The sequence below is a fragment of the Pseudomonas sp. MONT-RG-20F-20-E-7-02 genome, assembly GCF_022662395.1.
Classification (GTDB): domain Bacteria; phylum Pseudomonadota; class Gammaproteobacteria; order Pseudomonadales; family Pseudomonadaceae; genus Aquipseudomonas.
Genome location: NZ_JAKNQN010000004.1, coordinates 513,176 through 531,880 on the forward strand (window position 1 = coordinate 513,176; position 18,705 = coordinate 531,880).

Below are 18,705 nucleotides of genomic sequence, written 5' to 3' on the forward strand. Positions count from 1 at the left end.
GAAATCCTATCGGTCACCTGACTAAAGTGTATTCAGACGCTCGGCGGCTCTGTCGGATTTACAGGCGTATGGATACTATGCGCGCCATGCAAATACCCCTCGATCATCCTCTGCTGCAACGCATTGTCGACGACCTGGCCGAAAAAGGTTGGTCGCAGCAGAACGGCTTCCTGCCCCAGGCTCTGACCCTGGAACTGGCGGCTGAGTGCCGTAAACGTGCGGCGCAGGGGGAATTGGCACCTGCTGCTGTAGGACGCGGCCCGGCCCAGGAGATCCGCGAGGGCATTCGCGGTGACCATATCCAGTGGCTGGAAGAAGGCGATGCGGCCGTCTGCGAGACCTACATGGGCGTGATGGACAGCCTGCGCCAGGCGATGAATCGTGGCTTGTTCCTCGGCCTGGAAGACTTTGAAAGCCACTTTGCGATGTACCCGCCGGGTGCGTTTTACCTCAAGCACGTGGACCGTTTTCGCGACGATGACCGCCGCATGGTCTCGGCGGTGGTGTACCTGAATGACGCGTGGCTGCCCGAACACGGCGGCCAACTGCGCATGTACCTCAAGGACGGCGTCGAATACGATGTGGTGCCCACGGGCGGTTGCCTGGTGGTGTTCCTGTCGGGTGAAGTGCCCCACGAAGTCCTGCCCGCCACGCGCGAACGCCTGTCCTTGACCGGCTGGTTTCGCCGGCGGGGTAACGAGCCGTTTTAAACATGGAAAAGATTCTGATCAGCCGCTGCCTGCTCGGGCACAAAGTGCGCTACGACGGCGGGGCCAGCGGCCCGTTCGACCAACTGGCGGCGTGGCAGGCTGAAGGCCGTGTGGTTGCGATCTGCCCGGAAGTGTCGGGCGGTTTGCCTACGCCGCGGCCCTCCGCCGAGATTCCCGGCGGGCAGGGCATTGATGTGTGGGAAGGCCGCGCCCAGGTGCTGACGGCCGACGGCGAAGACTTCAGTGCCGCCTTTCTCGACGGCGCGCGCCAGGCATTGGCGCTGGTGCAGCGCCACGGCATCCGCATCGCCATTCTCAAGGCCAATAGCCCGTCCTGCGGCAACGTGCTGACCTATGACGGCACGTTCAGCGGTGTGAAGGTCAGCGGCGAAGGGGTGACGGCGGCGTTGCTCAAGCGCCATGGGGTGTTGGTGTTCAGTGAGCTGGAGTTGCCCGAGGCGGTGCAGGCGCTGACGCAACTCTCTGGCCGAACCTGAATCAAGTGTGGGAGCTGGCTTGCCTGCGATTGCGGTGGGTCAGCATCCTGATGGGTGGCTGACACACGGTTATCGCAGGCAAGCCAGCTCCCACATTGACCGCATTTACTCAGACTCGAACCACTTGTGCGTCAACGCCTTCAGTCGGCCATCGGCCTTGATGTGCTGCAACGCCTTGTCCAGGCTACTTTTGAACGCCGGGTTACCCTTTTGGAATGGAATCGCCAGCTCAGGTGTTTCCTTATAGGGTGCACTGAAATCGAAACGATCCCGTAGCTCGGCAGTCATAGCGATATGGTTGATGGCTACGTCGTATTTGCCGGTTTCAACGCCTGGCAGCAAATCGGTGTCATCGGTGGTGATGAACGAGGGGCGCACATCCATTTCCTTCGCCAGTTGCTCGCCCAGTTCCACTTCAAACCCGGTGAGCTTGTCGCCGTCATTGAAGTTGAACGGCGGCGTGTTGGCTTCCAGGGCAATGCGCAGTTCGCCGCGATCAAACACATCATCGATCAATTCGGCGTGAGCCAAAGGACTCAGAAGGGGTAACAACAGTACAAGGCCAGGCGAAAAGCGCATGGTCACTCCTAAAGAATTCGTAATGCGAGGCGCCATTCAGCATCGCTTTGCTATGGTGTTGAGTGCCTTGGACAGCAATTTGTCGCGAAGTTGTCATAACCCAACAGATTTCCTGCAGAAACTGGAGAAGTGAATGAAAGCTCTATTGTCCCGTGCAACGATTGCCAGCCTGCTGCTGGGTGCCTCGATGTTGGCCACTGCTGCTGACGGTATTCCGCGCAGCGCGCCACCTGAAGGTGCCAAAGTCTTTATCGTGTCGCCAAAAGACGGCGCCACCGTGGATAAAACCTTCACCGTCAAATTCGGCATGGAAGGTCTGAAACTGGCCCCGGCTACCAGCCAGGACCCAGGCACCGGCCACCACCACCTGCTGATCGACCAGAAAGAGCTGCCTGACGCCAGCGTACCGATCCCGGCCACCGACACCGTGATCCACTACGGCAAGGCCCAGACCGAAACCGAGCTGACCCTCACCCCAGGCAAGCACACGCTGCAACTGGTCGCGGGCGACAAACTGCACATGCAGTTCAACCCGACCGTAGCCTCGAAAGTCATTACGGTTAACGTCAAGTAAGCGTTGTCGAGATGAAAAAAAGGGAGCCCTAAGGGCTCCCTTTTTTGTGCAGCGTTGAAGCCTTAGAACAACACGCGGCTACGAATCGTGCCGTTGATGTGCTGCAGCTTCTCTTGCGCCAGGTCCGAGTACTCGGCGTCGACGTCGATTACCACGTAGCCAACCTTCTCGTTGGTCTGCAGGAACTGACCGGAGATGTTGATGCCGTTTTCCGCGAAGACCTTGTTGATCTCCATCATCACGCCAGGAATGTTCTGGTGGATGTGCAGCAAACGGTGCTTGCCAGGGTGAGCCGGCAGCGCCACTTCCGGGAAGTTGACCGAGGACACCGACGTACCGTTGTCGCTGTACTTGACCAGTTTCTCGGACACTTCCAGGCCGATGTTGGCTTGGGCTTCAGCAGTGGAACCGCCGATGTGCGGGGTCAGGATCACGTTGTCCAGGCCACGCAGCGGGCTTTCGAAGATGTCGTCGTTGGAGCGTGGCTCCACCGGGAACACGTCGATGGCGGCGCCGATCAGGTGCTTGTCCTTGATCGCGTCGGCCAGGGCGTCCAGCTCAACCACAGTGCCGCGTGCCGCGTTGATCAGGATGCCGCCTTTCTTGATGGCGCGGATTTCCTTCTCGCCGATCATCCACTGGGTCTCAGCGGTTTCCGGCACGTGCAGGGTGACGATGTCGGACATGCCCAGCAGTTCGGTCAGGCTCGACACTTGAGTGGCGTTGCCCAATGGCAGCTTGGTCAGGGTGTCGTAGAAGAACACCTGCATCCCCAGGCCTTCGGCCAGGACGGACAACTGCGTGCCGATCGAGCCGTAACCGACGATACCCAGCTTCTTGCCGCGGATTTCGAAGGAGTTGGCCGCGCTTTTGATCCAGCCGCCACGGTGGCAGGAAGCGTTCTTCTCAGGGATACCGCGCAACAGCAGGATGGCCTCGGCCAATACCAGCTCCGCAACGGAACGGGTGTTGGAGTACGGTGCGTTGAACACCGCGATGCCGCGCTCGCGCGCTGCGTTGAGGTCGACCTGGTTGGTACCGATGCAGAAACAGCCGACAGCCACGAGTTTCTTGGCGTGGTCGAAGATCTCTTCGGTCAGCTGAGTGCGGGAGCGAATGCCGATAAAGTGCGCGTCGGCGATCTTTTCCTTTAACTGGGCTTCCGGCAGAGAACTGGTGATGTACTCAATGCTGGAGTACCCAGCGGCTTTCAGTACGTCGACAGCCGATGGGTGGACGCCTTCCAGAAGAAGGAACTTGATCTTGCTCTTATCGAGAGAAGTCTTGCTCATCTGCGTAAACCTGTATCCCGGAAAAAAATGGCAGGGAATCGGATCGCTTAAGCTGACCCGGACGGCAGGAAAGCCGTCACCGCAGAACGCCCTTGGGCTCTGTCCTGCGGGGGCGGTATGCTAGCATACGCGCCCCGCTAAACACCTATTCCTGCGACGTGAAGCGTTCTCAGGATGACCATGAATTGTTCGAGAGTTCTGTCGATGACCCATCCTGCCCTGATTGATGAGCTAAAGACCCTGGTTGAGCCCGGTAAAGTGCTGACCGATGCAGACTCCCTGGAGGCTTACGGCAAGGATTGGACCAAGCACTTCGCACCCGCGCCTAGCGCCATCGTGTTCCCCAAGACCACCGAGCAGGTGCAAGCCATCGTGCGTTGGGCCAATGAACACAAGGTCGCGCTGGTGCCATCCGGTGGCCGTACTGGCCTGTCGGCTGCTGCTGTGGCGGCTAATGGCGAAGTGGTGGTGTCGTTCGACTACATGAACCAGATTCTCGACGTGAACCTCACCGACCGCACCGCCAGGTGTCAGCCGGGCGTGGTCACCAAGCAATTGCAGAACGTCGCCGAAGAAAAAGGCCTGTACTACCCGGTGGACTTCGCGTCGTCGGGTTCGAGCCAGATTGGCGGCAATATCGGCACCAATGCCGGCGGGATCAAGGTCATTCGCTACGGCATGACCCGCAACTGGGTGGCCGGTATGAAAGTGGTCACCGGCAAAGGTGACGTGCTGGAACTGAACCGCGACCTGATCAAGAACGCCACCGGCTACGACATGCGCCAGCTGTTTATCGGCGCCGAAGGCACGCTGGGCTTTGTGGTCGAAGCCACCATGCGCCTGGACCGGGCGCCGAAAAACCTCACCGCGATGGTGCTTGGTACTACCGACTTTGACTCGATCATGCCGGTGCTGCACGCGTTTCAGAGCAAGCTCGACCTGACCGCCTTCGAATTCTTCTCCGACAAAGCCCTGGCCAAAGTGATGGGCCGTGGCGACGTACCGGCGCCGTTCGAAACCGAGTGCCCGTTCTATGCACTGCTGGAATTCGAAGCCACTACCGAAGAAGTCGCCAACCACGCGCTGGAAACCTTCGAACACTGCGTCGAGCAGGGCTGGGTGCTGGACGGCGTGATGAGCCAGAGCGAAACCCAACTGCACAACCTGTGGAAACTTCGCGAGTACATCTCCGAGACCATTTCCCACTGGACGCCCTACAAGAACGATATCTCGGTGACTGTCTCCAAAGTGCCAGCGTTCTTGAAGGAAATTGATGCGATCGTCGGCGAACACTACCCGGATTTCGAAATTGTCTGGTTCGGCCACATCGGCGACGGCAACCTGCACTTGAATATCCTCAAGCCGGAAAACCTGAGCAAGGACGAGTTCTTCGCCAAGTGCGCCACCGTGAACAAGTGGGTATTCGAAACCGTTCAGAAGTACAACGGCTCGATCTCCGCCGAACACGGCGTGGGCATGACCAAGCGCGATTACCTGACCTACAGCCGCTCGCCGGTTGAAATCGAATACATGAAGGCAGTGAAGGCGGTGTTCGACCCGAACGGGATCATGAACCCTGGCAAGATCTTCGCTGTTTAACCGCCCTGAAGGAGTCGTTTCATGAGCTACCAGCACAAGTATGTCGACGGCACCAACATCCACTTTCCCCTCGGCAAAGTGGTGTGCATCGGGCGTAACTACGCCGAACACGCCAAGGAGCTGGACAACCCGGTGCCGACCGAGCCGTTGCTGTTCATCAAGCCGGGCAGTTGCGTGGTCGCGCTGGAAGGCGGCTTCGCCATTCCAACCGAGCGCGGTTCGGTGCACTACGAAGCGGAAATCGCGGTGTTGATCGGCAAGCCGTTGTCGACCAAGCCCAGCCGTGAAGAAGTGCTGGACGCCATCTCCGGCTTCGCCCCGGCCCTGGACCTGACCCTGCGCGACAAGCAGGCCGAGCTGAAAGCCAAGGGCCTGCCGTGGGAAATCGCCAAGTCCTTCGACGGCGCGGCGGTGATTGCACCGTTTGTGGTCAGCAGCACCTTTGCCGACGTGACCGACATCGGCATTCGCCTGACCATCAACGGCGAAGTGCGCCAGGACGGCAACAGCTCACAGATGCTCAACCCGATCATCCCGATGATCCAGCACATGGCCGGCTGCTTCTCGCTGCAGGCTGGCGACGTGATCCTCACCGGCACACCGGCCGGTGTTGGGCCGTTGAATGTGGGTGATGAGCTGGTGCTGGAATTGGCGGGCGTGAGCCGCTTCGAAAGCAGCGTTCGCTAAGCACTGCCTGCGAGCCGATCGTTCCCACGCTCCGCGTGGGAATGCAGCCCTGGACGCTCCGCGTCCGCCCTTTAGTTCGTGACGCGGAGCGTCACAAGAGGCATTCCCACGCGGAGCGTAGGAACGATCAGCTAATCCCTGCTTTTGCATTTTTTTCACACACCATCCGGATAATTCTCAGCTTCCTGCGCGCGGTCCCGTTGATCCTGTGCTATCACCTAACGCTGACTTCCCGGAAAAGCGCTCAATGGCCGTGACTTTGCCCTCCGCTGCACCCAAGCCCCGTTCACGCTTTGCCTTGCGCTGGTATTCCTGGCTGTTCCTGGCCGGTGCGATTGTGTATGGCGTTGCCTGGCTGATGCATTGGGACGACCGTGGCGTGCTGTGGGTGGCGGAGCGCTTTGAATCGCCGGCCGAGCGACGAGCCAGCGTGTGGCTGCCGAACTACCACGTCGTCATCGACGCCAAGTTGCTGTCGGGCATGGAGAAGGACGAGGCCTCCGACCTGTCCTACAACCCGCAGACCAAAACCCTGTTTTCCGTCATGGGCAAAAACCCTTTCCTGGTTGAGCTGAACCTGCAAGGTGACGTGCTGCGCAAAATGCCCCTCAACGGCTGGAACAACGCGGAAGGCGTGACGGTGATGGAAAACGGCCTGATGGCCATCGTCGATGAGCGCATGCACACCCTGACCGTGGTGAAAGTCGACGCAAACACCCAACAACTGAATATCGCCGACTTCAAAAGCTACGACCTGGGCCCCTCCAAGGACCAGAACAAAGCCTTCGAAGGCGTGACCTGGGACAAGCGCAACCAACAGATCGTGCTCGGCGAAGAGCGCCCACCGGCGCTGTTCACCTGGAAAAGCGATGGCGCCACGCTGACGGGCGACAAGCAAAAAGTCGCCAGCACCGAGCTGGACATGCGCAACCTCTCGGCCCTGGCCGTCGACCCGCGCACCGGGCACTTGCTGGTGTTGTCGGCCGACTCCCACCTGTTGCTGGAGCTGGATGAAAAGGGCGAGCAAGTCAGCTTCATGACCCTGCTCGGCGGCTTCAACGGCCTCAAGCACACCATTCCGCGTGCCGAAGGCGTGACCATGGATGAGGACGGCACGTTGTACATGGTCAGTGAGCCGAACCTGTTTTACCGTTTCGAAAAACAGAAATAACCCAGGTTTACGTCGAGTATTTCTCCAATAGCGGCATTCGCCACACATCCGGCAGCGTTTAAGTTTAAATTCAGACAGGCGTGATATTCATTCGCCACTTTTTGACTTCGAGCTGCCCTGATGCGTCGATTTGCCCGCCCCAAACCCGCGTTTTTCATTGTGTTGCTGAGCGCCCTGGTGGCTGCCGGGGTGGTCGCACAGCAATTCCGTTTGTTCGAGCGCGCGTGGTTTAACTGGCAGGCCTGGCGCCAGCCCGCCGACGAGCGCTCGATTGGCTTGGCCGATTACCGCGTCAGCCTGGAAGCCAAGGTGATCGACGGCCTCGACGATGATGTCTCGGCGCTCACCTACGACCCGATTCGCAAAAGCCTGTTTACCGTCACCAACAAAAACGCCGAGCTGATCGAACTGTCCCTGGACGGCAGGATTCTGCGGCGCATTCCCCTGGTGGGTTTTGGTGATGCGGAAGCGGTGGAGTTCATCAGCGACAACATCTACGTGATCAGCGATGAAGCCCAGCAGCGGCTGATCAAAGTGCATGTGGATGACGACACCCAGTTTCTCGACGCCGCCGACGCGGAGCAGATGACGCTGGGCGTGCACATCGGTGGCAACAAGGGCTTTGAGGGCCTGGCCTACGACTCGGTGGGCAAGCGCCTGTTCGTGGCCAAGGAGCGCGATCCGATGCTGATCTACGAGGTCCACGGTTTCCCCCACTTCAAGCCGGAAAAAACCTACTCGGTGCACGTAATCAACAACCCCAAGCGCGATGCCGGGCTGTTTGTGCGCGACCTGTCGAGCCTGCAATACGACGAGCGCAGCGGCCACTTGCTGGCGCTGTCGGATGAGTCGTTTCTGGTGCTGGAACTGGACATCGACGGTCGCCCGTTAAGCAGTCTTTCTCTGCTCAACGGGCGCCATGGTCTGCAAAAACGCGTGCCTCAGGCCGAAGGCATCGCCATGGATGATGAAGGCTCGCTGTACGTGGTCAGCGAGCCGAACCTGTTTTACGTGTTCAAGAAACCCTGATCAGAACAGCCATTGCACGCCCAGTGAATAGCCGGTCTGGCTGCCTTCGCTGTGCCCAAGGCGGCTGTTTACCTCGGCGTAAACGCCCAACTGCGGGGTGATCGCCAACTGGCTGCCGACTTGTGCGCGGCCAAAACTTTTATCCACAGAGCCCAATTTGGCGGTGCGTGCCTGGCCATCGGCGTGGGCGGTCAATTGCAGGTCGTCGAGGCGCCCGTCGGCCAGCTCCCTGACCCAGGCGATATCGCCGTAAGGCAACAGGCTCAAGCCATAGGGCAGGGCGACCGCGCCGCGCACACGCCAACCGAGGCTGGCTTCCACGGAGTCGAAAGACTGCTCTTCGTATTCCAGCGCCGTGCGCAGGTTCTGTTTTTCGTGGAATTTATCGATGCGCGAGTGGCTGTAATCCAGGCCGGCAAACGGCCCGCTCTTGATCGCGCCGAAGTCGAAGTCATAACCGCCCACTACGCGCGCGCCTAACGTCAGGGCGTCGGTGTTGCCGCTGAGTTGCTGGTTGAGCAGCACCGGGCCGCCGTTGGCCTGGATCAGCAGGTTGCGCTTGGCGTCGAACCGCGTATGGCCGACGCTCAGGTCACCGGCCAGCCAGCTCGGCCCGCCGTCGTTGAGCAAGGCATAGGCCGCGGCCTGCCAAGTGTCGCTGTCGAGTTTGCCGCGGTGTTCGAGTTTGTCGCGGCCGTTGAGGTAGCTCAGGCTAGCGCCGATGTTCAGGCTGGACGTGAGTTGATAGTCGCCGAGGGCATGCACGCCCAGGCGGCGGGCGTCGCGGTTCAGCGGGCTGTCGAAGCCGCTGTCCGGGGTGTATTCGCCGTCCACGCCGACTTCTCCATCGAAGCTGCCCACCTCGCGGCTGGCCGCCTGCAACGTCAGCCAGCGGCGATCATGCAGGCGCACCAAGGCCTGGTGCTGGCGCTGCAGATTGTCCTGCATATTGCGCGCAACCGCGCCACCCGAAGCGGTCGAGGCCATCAGGTCGGCGTTGGTCAGCTCCAGCACCAGGCGGCTGAGCAGGCGCGAATAATCGCGCAGGCGCTGGTCGATGCGCGCCTGGCCGAAGGCGTCGGTGAGCACGGCTTTGTTGTCTTCGGCAGGGTCGTGCCAGGTGGAACCGCCGGGGATTTTCGGGTTGTTGGTCTGGGTATAACCGTCGAGGTCGCCCAGCTCCCAGTTGGTGGCTTCTATGTACAGAATCGGAATTTTCAGCGGTTCAAAAGGCTCGCCATCACTGCAGCAGCCGGTGCCCTTGGGGTATTGCGGGTCCAGGCCCGGGTTGGTGAACAGTGGGATATTCAACTCCTTGGCAATCTGGAAAGCGTGCTCGCGCAATGACGCCAAGGCCGGGTTGGCGGTGCTGTTCTGGCCGGCGTGGGCGTACATCATGTCGCCGGTGATCAGGCTGTCGAGGTTGATCATCGCCAGCATGTTTGCGCGCTGGCTGGCGCTCAGTGAGTCGACAAATGCCTTGGAGCCGCGCAGGCCTTCTTCTTCCGCGCCAAAGCCGACGATCTGCAGGCCGTTCTCCAATTGCAGGCCGCCGAGGTTCTTCGCCACTTCGGTCAGCACGCTGGCGCCGGAGCCGTTGTCGTCCAGGCCTTGCAGGGTCGGGCGGCCGAAGTAGGTGTCGAAATGCGCGCCAATCACCACGTACTGCGGCTTGGTGCCGGCGGCGTAGGCCACCACGTTTTGCGAGGCGCGACTGCCGTTGTTCCAGGTGAAGTTCTGGCGGCTGAGGCTGTAGGCCGAGCCCATCTGGCTCTGCATCCAGTCTGCAGCCCCGGCGAAGTTGGCGGTGCCGCGATACCGGCCGGGGTAGTCGTTGATCAGCTTTTCCAGAGTGGTGTTGGCGTGCTGGCCGTAATCGTAGGCCTGGGTTTGCGTCGACAGCAGGCTGCCGACAACGCTGATGGCGAGGGCTAGGGGCTTTATCACAAGGTCGTCCTTGAGGTGATAGGGAGGTTCGAGTCCAGACCCATTGCACAATGCGCGCCTTATTCCTTGGGCGATTACGAAGTGGCGCATTGTTAAACGCGTGGGTCGCTTGGCTGTAATTTGTAACAGGTTTGATACTAATGCAGGCGTGACATGCCGTGATGTGGCGCACGATTTTGGCGAGGGGTGCAGCGAAAGGTAGCGTTTTTGTTACATGGATCTTCTGAGCGGTGAGATCACCTGTGGGAGCTGGCTTGCCTGCGATGGCAGCACCTCAATCTTGCTCAAAGACCGAGTTGTTTGCATCGCAGGCAAGCCAGCTCCCACAGAAAGCAAAGCAGTGAGCTTTAGGCCTTGAGGGTTTTCACGCCTTCAGAAGTGCCCAGCAACAACACATCCGCCGGGCGCGCGGCGAACAAACCATTGGTCACCACACCCACGATCGCATTGATCTGCGTCTCCAGCTCCACCGGGTTGGTGATCTGCATGTTGAACACATCAATGATGATATTGCCGTTGTCGGTCAGTACACCTTCGCGGTACACCGGGTCGCCGCCCAGTTTCACCAGCTCGCGGGCCACGTGGCTGCGGGCCATCGGGATCACTTCCACCGGCAGCGGGAACGCGCCGAGTACCGGCACCAATTTGCTGGCGTCGGCGATGCAGATGAAGGTCTTGGCCACGGCCGCGACGATCTTTTCGCGGGTCAGGGCGGCGCCGCCGCCTTTGATCAGGTTCAGGTGCGCGTCGCTTTCATCGGCGCCGTCGACGTAGAACTCCAGGTCGCTCACGGTGTTGAGCTCATACACCGGAATGCCATGGCCCTTGAGGCGTGCGGCGGTGGCTTCGGAGCTGGCCACGGCGCCGTCGAACGCGCCCTTGTGCAGGGCCAACGCGTCGATAAAGCAGTTGGCGGTGGAACCGGTGCCGACACCGACGATGCTCTTGTCGTCGAGTTTAGGAAGGATTAAATCGACGGCGGCTTGGGCCACTGCCTGTTTGAGTTGATCCTGGGTCATGCGGGCTCCGGAACGGGCGGGGAGTTATCGAGGGCGGCGAGTATAACCCAACAAAACCTCGGGATTCGTGTGGTCGCCCGGCCAAACGCTGGGTTAGACTCCTTGGCCCTGCCCAACCTGCTCAGTGATGCCCGCCGATGCTTGAACAGTACGTCAAAAAGATCCTCACCTCGCGCGTTTACGACGTTGCCGTCGAAACCCCCTTGCAGACCGCTCGCCAGCTCTCCGAGCGGCTGGGCAACAAGGTCTGGCTCAAGCGTGAAGACTTGCAGCCGGTGTTCTCGTTCAAGATTCGCGGCGCCTACAACAAGCTGACCCAGTTGACGGCTGAAGAGCGTGCACGCGGCGTGGTCACGGCATCGGCGGGCAACCACGCCCAGGGCCTGGCCCTGGCGGCCAAGGTGCTGGGGGTCAAGGCGACGATCGTGATGCCCAAGACCACCCCGGAAATCAAGGTCGAAGGCGTGCGCTCACGTGGCGGCAAAGTGGTGTTGCACGGTGATTCCTTCCCGGAAGCGCTGGCCTACTCGCTGAAGCTGGTCGACGAAAAAGGCTACGTCTACATTCACCCCTACGATGATCCGCACACCATTGCCGGGCAGGGCACCGTGGCAATGGAGATTCTGCGCCAGCACCCTGGGCCGCTGGACGCGATTTTCGTACCGGTGGGCGGCGGCGGGCTGATCGCCGGTATCGCGGCGTACGTGAAATACCTGCGCCCGGAAATCAAGATCATCGGCGTCGAGCCGGACGACTCCAACTGCCTGCAAGCCGCCATGGCTGCCGGCGAACGTGTGGTGTTGCCGACCGTTGGTATCTTTGCAGATGGCGTGGCGGTGGCGCAGATCGGCCAGCACACCTTCGACATCTGCAAAGACTATGTGGATGAAGTGATCACCGTCAGCACCGATGAAATCTGCGCGGCGATCAAGGACATCTACGACGACACCCGTTCGATCACCGAGCCGGCCGGTGCGCTGGGCGTGGCCGGGATCAAGAAATACGTGGAAACCCGTGGCGTTACCGGGCAAACCCTGGTGGCCATCGACTCCGGCGCCAACGTCAACTTCGACCGCCTGCGTCATGTGGCCGAACGCGCCGAGTTGGGTGAAGGCCGCGAAGCCATTATCGCCGTGACCATTCCCGAAAAGCCGGGCAGCTTCAAGGCGTTCTGCGAGGCCGTGGGCAAGCGCCAGATCACCGAATTCAACTACCGCTACCACTCCGGCCGCGAGGCGCACATCTTCGTCGGCGTGCAGACGCACCCGGAAAACGACCCGCGCAGCGCGCTGATCGCCAGCCTTACCAGTCAGGGTTTCCCGGTGCTGGACCTGACCGAGAACGAGCTGGCCAAGTTGCACATCCGTCATATGGTTGGCGGGCATGCGGCGAAAGTCAGCGACGAGTTGGTGTTCCGCTTCGAGTTTCCGGAGCGTCCGGGGGCGCTGTTCAACTTTCTTAACAAGTTGGGCGGGCGCTGGAACATCTCGATGTTCCACTATCGCAACCACGGCGCGGCCGACGGCCGTGTGGTCGCCGGCCTGCAAGTGCCGGCAGACGAGCGCCACCTGGTGCCGGCCGCGTTGACGCAGATCGGCTACCCGTATTGGGATGAGAGCGAAAACCCGGCTTACCAGCTGTTCCTCGGTTGAGCGACTACGCTGACTGAGCGGCCTATCAAGGAATCGAGACCATGGAAACGCTGACCACCCTCAAGGTTGTCCACATCACCGCCACCGTGTTGCTGTTGCTCAGCGGCCTCGGCCTGGCGGTGCTGGCCTGGCGCAAACGCAGCGCCGGGCCAACGGTTACCGTGCAACGCCCGTGGGCGTTTGTGTGGTTGCTGATGGGAATTTGCGTGGTCAGCATGCCGTTTACCGGCTGGTGGCTGGTGCATCTGACCGGCTGGCCGCTGGGGCAAACCTGGATTCTGGGTTCCAGCATCCTCTATACCGTGGCGGCGCTGGCGTGGTTCTGGCTGGTGGCTCGGCTTAATCGCCTGCGACTGGGCGGTGGCGGCAGCCTGAATTTCACCTTGGTGCTGGCGGTCGTCAGCCTGGTGGGGTTTGTGGCGATTGCCGGGCTGATGGGCGCCAAGCCGGTCTAAAGGAGCTTCATGAACGTACTTCTGGTCGGCGCCACAGGGTTTGTGGGCCGCCATCTATTGCGCGCCTTGCAGCAAGCAGGGCATTGCGTGATTGCCACCTCTCGAAAACCTCAACATCTGGATTTTCCAGGCGTGGAGTGGCGTGCGCTGGATTTAGGCCAGTTGGCTGTCGATCCCGAACATTTCGTATTTCCTGCGACTGTTGATTTATTGATCAATGCGGCCGGCCTGCTGAGTGTGGATGCGGCTGAGTTGAGCCGGGTGCAAGACCGAGGCGCTCGTGTGCTGTTTGATCTGGCCGCCCAGCGTGGTGTGCGGGTGTTGCAGATTTCCGCCCTGGGCGCTTCGGCGCACTCCGACCTGCCGTTTCTGGCCAGCAAAGGCTCGGCGGACGACTACCTGCTCGGCCTGGGCATAAGCGCTGTGGTGTTGCGGCCTTCATTGGTGGTGGGCGCGGGCGGTGCCAGCAGTGGCTGGTTGGCCGGGCTTTCGCCTCTGCCGCTCATTCCATTACTAAACCTCACCGCGCAGGCGCAGCCGGTGCATATCGACGACGTGGTCGGCGCGGTACTCGCCTTGATGCGCCAGTGGCCTGCCGAATCGATGGTCTTGCCGTTGGTGGGGCCTGAGCCGATGAAGCTCTCGCAGCTTATTGATCACCTGCGCACCGCTCAGGGCTGGGGCCCTGGACGCTACCTGCAAGCGCCGCTGCTGGGCTTGGGCGGAGGGTTGGGCGATCTTCTGGGCTGGCGGGCGTTGAATCGACAAAGCATCGCCCTGGCGCAACAGGACAATGTGGCCGACCCCGACGTGTTGGCTTCGGTTTGTGGATACACCGCCGCGCCGTTGGCCGCGCGACTGCAAGACTGGCCGACGCCTGCCCAGAGCATCCAGCCCATGATCCGCCCGCTGATGTTGGCGGTGTTGGTGCTGATTTGGCTGGGCACGGCAGCGGTGTGCCTCGGCCCTGGCTACGACTGGGGCCTGCGCATCCTCGCCGAGGCCGGCGTGCAAGGCGCGTGGGCGACGCTGGCCGTGATCGCCGGTGCCGTGTGCGATGGTCTGCTGGGCCTGGGGCTGTTAGTCAGGCGCTGGCGCAGGCGGGCGTTGATCCTGCAACTGCTGTTGATGGGCGGGTATACGGTGGTTATCAGCATAGTCCTGCCCCATTACTGGTTTGATCCCTACGCCGCCGTCGCCAAGAACCTGGTGCTGATGGTTGCGACTCTTTGGCTGTTCTGGACTGAACCTTTTTTGACTGAGCCCCGGCAATGAGCGCCTACCTGCTGCTGAAAACCCTGCATATCCTGTCGTCGACCATCCTGTTCGGGCTGGGCGCGGGCTCGGCCTACTACGCCTTGCGCGCCTGGCGCAGCGGCAAGGTTGAAGTCATCGCTGTGACCTTCAAACATCTGGTGTTCGCCGACTGGGCGTTTACCGCGACCACGGCAGTGTTTCAGCCCTTGAGTGGCATTGGCTTGATGCACTTGGCGGGCTGGTCGATGCAGCAAAGCTGGCTGCAATGGACCGTCGGCCTGTATTGCCTGGCGGGGATTTGCTGGCTGCCGGTGGTGTGGCTGCAGATTCGTGTGCACAAGATGGCGGAGCAGGCGTTACGCGATGGCACGGCGATGCCGATCAAGGCGGCGGCCTATATGCGCTGGTGGTTTGGCCTGGGCTGGCCGGCGTTTCTGGCGTTTATGGTTATTTTCTATTTGATGGTGGCTAAGCCGATGTAGGGCTTGGGACCGGGGTGACTTCATCGCAGGCAAGCCAGCTCCCACATTTGGATTGGTGAATAGATCCCAATGTGGGAGCTGGCTTGCCGGCGATGGGGCCATCAGCTTCGCAGTGTAATCACCGGCCAGCCACGCTTTTCAGCTTCAGCCCGCAAATTCGGGTCCGGATCCACCGCCACCGCATGCGTCACCTGCTCCAGCAACGGCAAATCATTCATCGAATCGCTGTAAAAGTAGCTGTCCTCCAGGCTGTACCCGGTTTCTTCCAGCCAACGATTCAAGCGCGTCACCTTGCCTTCACGGAAGCACGGCACATCGGTGCTGCGCCCGGTGTAGCGGCCATTTTCCATTTCGCACTCGGTGGCGATCAGGGTTTCAACGCCCAGGCGCGCGGCAATCGGCGCGGTGACAAAGCGATTGGTTGCAGTGATGATCACCAGCTTGTCGCCGGCGGCGCGGTGCTTGGCCAGCAACTCCAGCGCCTGGGGCAGTACGATTGGCTCGATGCAGTCGCGCATATAGTCGCGGTGCCATTCATCCAGCTGGGCCATCTCGGTGCGGCCAAGGATTTCCAGGCAAAAGTTCAGGTACTCGGCGTTATCCAGCTTGCCGGCCAGGTAGTCCTGGTAAAACTCATCGTTGCGGGCTTTGTAGGCCACCGCGTCGAGAATCCCGCGTTCGCAGAGGTAATCGCCCCAGGCGTGATCGCTGTCACCCCCCAGAAGCGTGTTGTCCAAGTCGAATAAAGCCAGGCGCATTGCAGTTACTCGCTGAAAAGTCTGTAAAAAGGCGTCCAGAATACGGTCTTTTCACAAGAGTGCACATAAGGTAAGAAGCCTCGTTGCCGCTGGAACAACCTTTGTGGAACAATGCGGCGACATGCGTTTGCGAGGTTGTTGCCGTGATCGACCCCGATGGTTTCCGTCCTAATGTCGGGATTATTCTTACGAATGATGCCGGACAGGTGCTATGGGCTCGCCGAATCAACCAAGATGCCTGGCAGTTTCCTCAAGGTGGAATCAACCCCGACGAAACCCCTGAAGACGCCTTGTACCGTGAGTTGAACGAAGAAGTCGGCCTTGAGCGTGAAGATGTGCAAATTCTGGCCTGTACCCGCGGCTGGTTGCGCTATCGTTTGCCGCAACGCCTGGTGCGTACCCACAGCCAACCGCTGTGCATCGGCCAGAAGCAGAAATGGTTTCTCCTGCGCCTGATCTCCAACGAGCAGCGGGTGCGGATGGATTTGACCGGTAAACCGGAGTTCGATGGCTGGCGCTGGGTCAGTTATTGGTATCCGTTGGGCCAGGTGGTGACATTCAAGCGCGAGGTTTATCGTCGCGCTCTCAAAGAGCTTGCCCCGCGCCTTTTAGCGCGCGACTGACGACGGAGTTCGACCCCGAGCCATGCTCAATACGCTGCGCAAGATCGTCCAGGAAGTTAACTCCGCCAAGGATCTCAAGGCGGCGTTGGGGATTATTGTGTTGCGCGTCAAGGAAGCCATGGGCAGCCAGGTCTGCTCGGTTTACCTGCTGGACCCCGAGACCAACCGTTTTGTGCTGATGGCCACCGAGGGCCTGAACAAGCGCTCCATCGGCAAGGTCAGCATGGCGCCCAATGAAGGTCTGGTGGGCCTGGTGGGGACGCGTGAAGAACCCCTGAACCTCGAAAACGCGGCCGATCACCCGCGTTATCGCTACTTTGCCGAAACCGGCGAAGAGCGCTACGCCTCGTTCCTCGGCGCACCGATCATTCACCACCGCCGCGTTGTCGGCGTGTTGGTCATCCAGCAAAAAGAGCGCCGCCAGTTCGACGAAGGTGAAGAAGCCTTCCTCGTGACCATGAGCGCGCAGCTTGCCGGGGTTATTGCCCACGCCGAAGCCACGGGCTCGATTCGTGGCCTGGGCCGCCAGGGCAAGGGCATTCAGGAAGCCAAGTTCGTCGGCGTACCGGGTTCGCCAGGTGCCGCTGTCGGTACGGCGGTGGTCATGCTGCCACCGGCCGACCTCGATGTGGTGCCGGACAAGACCGTCAACGACATCGACGCTGAAATCAAACTGTTCAAGACCGCCCTGGAAGGCGTGCGCGCCGACATGCGCAACCTGTCGACCAAGCTGGCCACGCAACTGCGCCCCGAAGAGCGCGCGCTGTTCGACGTGTACCAGATGATGCTCGACGACGCGTCCCTGGGTAACGAAGTCAAAACCGTGATCAAGACCGGCCAGTGGGCCCAGGGCGCGTTGCGCCAGGTGGTCACCGATCACGTCAACCGTTTCGAATTGATGGACGACGCCTACCTGCGCGAGCGGGCTTCGGATGTGCGTGACCTCGGTCGCCGTCTGCTGGCCTACCTGCAGGAAGACCGCACCACCAACTTGGTCTACCCCGACAACACCATCCTGATCAGTGAAGAGCTGACCGCCACCATGCTCGGCGAAGTGCCGGAAGGCAAACTGGTGGGTTTGGTCTCGGTACTGGGTTCGGGTAACTCCCACGTCGCGATCCTGGCCCGTGCCATGGGCATTCCGACGGTGATGGGCCTGGTGGACCTGCCGTATTCCAAGGTCGACGGCATCGACATGATCGTCGATGGGCATCGCGGCGAAGTCTTTACCAACCCCAGCGAAGTACTGCGCAAGCAATACGCCGAGGTGGTGGAAGAAGAGAAACAGCTGGCGCTTGGGCTCGATTCGCTGCGCGAGCTGCCGTGCGTGACCCTCGACGGCCATCGCGTGCCGCTGCTGGTCAACACCGGCCTGCTCGCCGATGTGGCCCGCGCGCAACAGCGCGGCGCGGAAGGCGTGGGGCTGTACCGCACCGAAGTGCCATTTATGATCAACCAACGGTTTCCGAGTGAGAAGGAGCAGCTGGCGATTTATCGCGAGCAACTGTCCGCCTTCCACCCGTTGCCGGTGACGATGCGCAGCCTGGACATCGGCGGCGATAAGTCACTGTCCTACTTCCCGATCAAGGAAGACAACCCCTTCCTTGGCTGGCGCGGCATTCGCGTGACCCTTGACCACCCTGAAATCTTCCTCGTGCAGACCCGCGCCATGCTCAAGGCCAGCGAAGGCCTGAACAACCTGCGCATCCTGCTGCCGATGATCTCCGGCACTCACGAGCTGGAAGAAGCCCTGCACTTGATCCACCGCGCCTGGGGCGAGGTGCGCGACGAAGGCGCCGATGTGCCGATGCCGCCGATTGGCGTGATGATCGAAATCCCGGCGGCGGTGTACCAGGCTAAAGAGCTGGCGCGGCAGGTGGACTTCCTCTCCGTCGGCTCCAACGACTTGACCCAGTACCTGCTGGCCGTGGACCGCAACAACCCACGCGTAGCCGATCTTTACGACTACCTGCACCCGGCCGTCCTGCAAGCCCTGCAACACGTGGTGCGCGACGCCCATGCCGAAGGCAAGCCGGTAAGTATCTGCGGTGAAATGGCCGGCGACCCGGCGGCGGCAGTGCTGTTGATGGCGATGGGTTTTGACAGCCTGTCGATGAACGCCACCAACTTGCCGAAGGTGAAGTGGATGCTGCGCCAGGTTGAGCTGAGCATGGCCAAGGATTTGCTGGCGGAGTTGATGACCATCGACAACCCGCAAGTTATCCACAGCTCGCTGCAGTTGGCGCTGAAGAACCTGGGGCTGACGCGGATGATCAACCCGGCTTCGGCGAAGACCCTCTAACTGATCGTTCCCACGCTCTGCGTGGGAATGCTGCCTGGACGCTCTGCGTCCGCTCTTGAAGGCGTGACGCGG

At 60.8% G+C, this 18,705-nt stretch carries 18 protein-coding genes; 13 read left to right on the forward strand and 5 right to left on the reverse strand.

Annotated features, from left to right (window positions below):
• The first annotated feature begins 77 nt into the window (after nucleotides 1–77).
• Nucleotides 78–710 carry a 2OG-Fe(II) oxygenase gene (locus tag L8I05_RS15305; RefSeq protein WP_177017970.1) on the forward strand — a complete coding sequence of 211 codons (633 nt, stop codon included), beginning with the start codon at nucleotides 78–80 and terminating at the stop codon, nucleotides 708–710.
• Between the two features lie 2 nt (nucleotides 711–712).
• The gene (locus tag L8I05_RS15310; protein WP_242169909.1) at nucleotides 713–1,207 is read left to right on the forward strand and encodes a DUF523 domain-containing protein; all 495 of its coding nucleotides are present in this window, start codon (nucleotides 713–715) and stop codon (nucleotides 1,205–1,207) included.
• A 105-nt stretch (nucleotides 1,208–1,312) separates the two neighbouring features.
• Here the strand turns inward: L8I05_RS15310 and L8I05_RS15315 are convergent, their stop codons facing one another.
• Nucleotides 1,313–1,786: a transporter substrate-binding domain-containing protein gene (locus L8I05_RS15315; RefSeq protein ID WP_242169911.1), complete on the reverse strand. Its 474-nt coding sequence runs from the start codon at nucleotides 1,784–1,786 to the stop codon at nucleotides 1,313–1,315.
• Nucleotides 1,787–1,919: 133 nt separating this feature from the next.
• On the opposite strand from L8I05_RS15315, the gene L8I05_RS15320 reads away from it, so the two are divergent.
• Entirely contained in the window at nucleotides 1,920–2,360 is a 441-nt protein-coding gene (locus L8I05_RS15320; RefSeq protein WP_159960749.1) for a DUF4399 domain-containing protein, read from the forward strand.
• A 62-nt stretch (nucleotides 2,361–2,422) separates the two neighbouring features.
• Here L8I05_RS15320 and serA read toward each other — a convergent pair whose 3' ends face one another.
• Nucleotides 2,423–3,652 (reverse strand): phosphoglycerate dehydrogenase, encoded by a 1,230-nt coding sequence (gene serA, locus L8I05_RS15325; RefSeq protein ID WP_010167810.1) that lies wholly within the window; start codon nucleotides 3,650–3,652, stop codon nucleotides 2,423–2,425.
• Nucleotides 3,653–3,856: 204 nt separating this feature from the next.
• Between serA and L8I05_RS15330 the strand changes: the two genes are divergently transcribed.
• The 4 genes from L8I05_RS15330 (at nucleotide 3,857) to L8I05_RS15345 (ending at nucleotide 8,138) form a co-directional block, all read left to right on the forward strand.
• The gene (locus L8I05_RS15330) at nucleotides 3,857–5,251 is read left to right on the forward strand and encodes an FAD-binding oxidoreductase (RefSeq protein ID WP_242169913.1); all 1,395 of its coding nucleotides are present in this window, start codon (nucleotides 3,857–3,859) and stop codon (nucleotides 5,249–5,251) included.
• Between the two features lie 21 nt (nucleotides 5,252–5,272).
• Nucleotides 5,273–5,938, forward strand: a complete 666-nt coding sequence (locus L8I05_RS15335) for a fumarylacetoacetate hydrolase family protein (protein WP_064454596.1) — start codon at nucleotides 5,273–5,275, stop codon at nucleotides 5,936–5,938.
• 247 nt (nucleotides 5,939–6,185) lie between these two features.
• On the forward strand, nucleotides 6,186–7,109 hold the full coding sequence (locus L8I05_RS15340; protein ID WP_242169915.1) for an SdiA-regulated domain-containing protein: 924 nt from the start codon (nucleotides 6,186–6,188) through the stop codon (nucleotides 7,107–7,109).
• Between the two features lie 120 nt (nucleotides 7,110–7,229).
• Complete coding sequence (locus L8I05_RS15345) at nucleotides 7,230–8,138, forward strand: SdiA-regulated domain-containing protein (protein ID WP_242169917.1); 909 nt, start codon at nucleotides 7,230–7,232, stop codon at nucleotides 8,136–8,138.
• Here the strand turns inward: L8I05_RS15345 and L8I05_RS15350 are convergent, their stop codons facing one another.
• Entirely contained in the window at nucleotides 8,139–10,085 is a 1,947-nt protein-coding gene (locus tag L8I05_RS15350) for an autotransporter domain-containing protein (protein ID WP_242169919.1), read from the reverse strand. It lies immediately after the preceding gene.
• A 347-nt stretch (nucleotides 10,086–10,432) separates the two neighbouring features.
• Nucleotides 10,433–11,104 carry a ribose-5-phosphate isomerase RpiA gene (rpiA, locus tag L8I05_RS15355; protein WP_159960739.1) on the reverse strand — a complete coding sequence of 224 codons (672 nt, stop codon included), beginning with the start codon at nucleotides 11,102–11,104 and terminating at the stop codon, nucleotides 10,433–10,435.
• 137 nt (nucleotides 11,105–11,241) lie between these two features.
• On the opposite strand from rpiA, the gene ilvA reads away from it, so the two are divergent.
• From ilvA to L8I05_RS15375, 4 genes are read left to right on the forward strand one after another with little or no spacing between them, the layout of a single operon-like run.
• A complete protein-coding gene (ilvA, locus tag L8I05_RS15360; RefSeq protein ID WP_242169921.1) occupies nucleotides 11,242–12,756 on the forward strand; it encodes a threonine ammonia-lyase, biosynthetic in 1,515 nt (504 codons plus the stop codon).
• Between the two features lie 41 nt (nucleotides 12,757–12,797).
• Nucleotides 12,798–13,211, forward strand: a complete 414-nt coding sequence (locus L8I05_RS15365; RefSeq protein WP_242169923.1) for a DUF2269 family protein — start codon at nucleotides 12,798–12,800, stop codon at nucleotides 13,209–13,211.
• Nucleotides 13,212–13,220: 9 nt separating this feature from the next.
• Nucleotides 13,221–14,486: an SDR family oxidoreductase gene (locus L8I05_RS15370; RefSeq protein ID WP_242169925.1), complete on the forward strand. Its 1,266-nt coding sequence runs from the start codon at nucleotides 13,221–13,223 to the stop codon at nucleotides 14,484–14,486.
• A complete protein-coding gene (locus L8I05_RS15375; protein WP_242169926.1) occupies nucleotides 14,483–14,950 on the forward strand; it encodes a DUF2269 domain-containing protein in 468 nt (155 codons plus the stop codon). Before L8I05_RS15370 ends, L8I05_RS15375 begins: the two co-directional genes overlap by 4 nt.
• Nucleotides 14,951–15,051: 101 nt before the next feature.
• On the opposite strand, the gene L8I05_RS15380 is transcribed toward L8I05_RS15375, so the two are convergent.
• The gene (locus L8I05_RS15380; protein WP_177017813.1) at nucleotides 15,052–15,708 is read right to left on the reverse strand and encodes an HAD family hydrolase; all 657 of its coding nucleotides are present in this window, start codon (nucleotides 15,706–15,708) and stop codon (nucleotides 15,052–15,054) included.
• 143 nt (nucleotides 15,709–15,851) lie between these two features.
• Here L8I05_RS15380 and L8I05_RS15385 point away from each other — a divergent pair, with 143 nt between their 5' ends.
• Complete coding sequence (locus tag L8I05_RS15385; protein WP_003176750.1) at nucleotides 15,852–16,331, forward strand: RNA pyrophosphohydrolase; 480 nt, start codon at nucleotides 15,852–15,854, stop codon at nucleotides 16,329–16,331.
• 22 nt (nucleotides 16,332–16,353) lie between these two features.
• Nucleotides 16,354–18,633 (forward strand): phosphoenolpyruvate--protein phosphotransferase, encoded by a 2,280-nt coding sequence (gene ptsP / locus L8I05_RS15390; protein WP_159960727.1) that lies wholly within the window; start codon nucleotides 16,354–16,356, stop codon nucleotides 18,631–18,633.
• The last annotated feature ends 72 nt before the right edge of the window (nucleotides 18,634–18,705 follow it).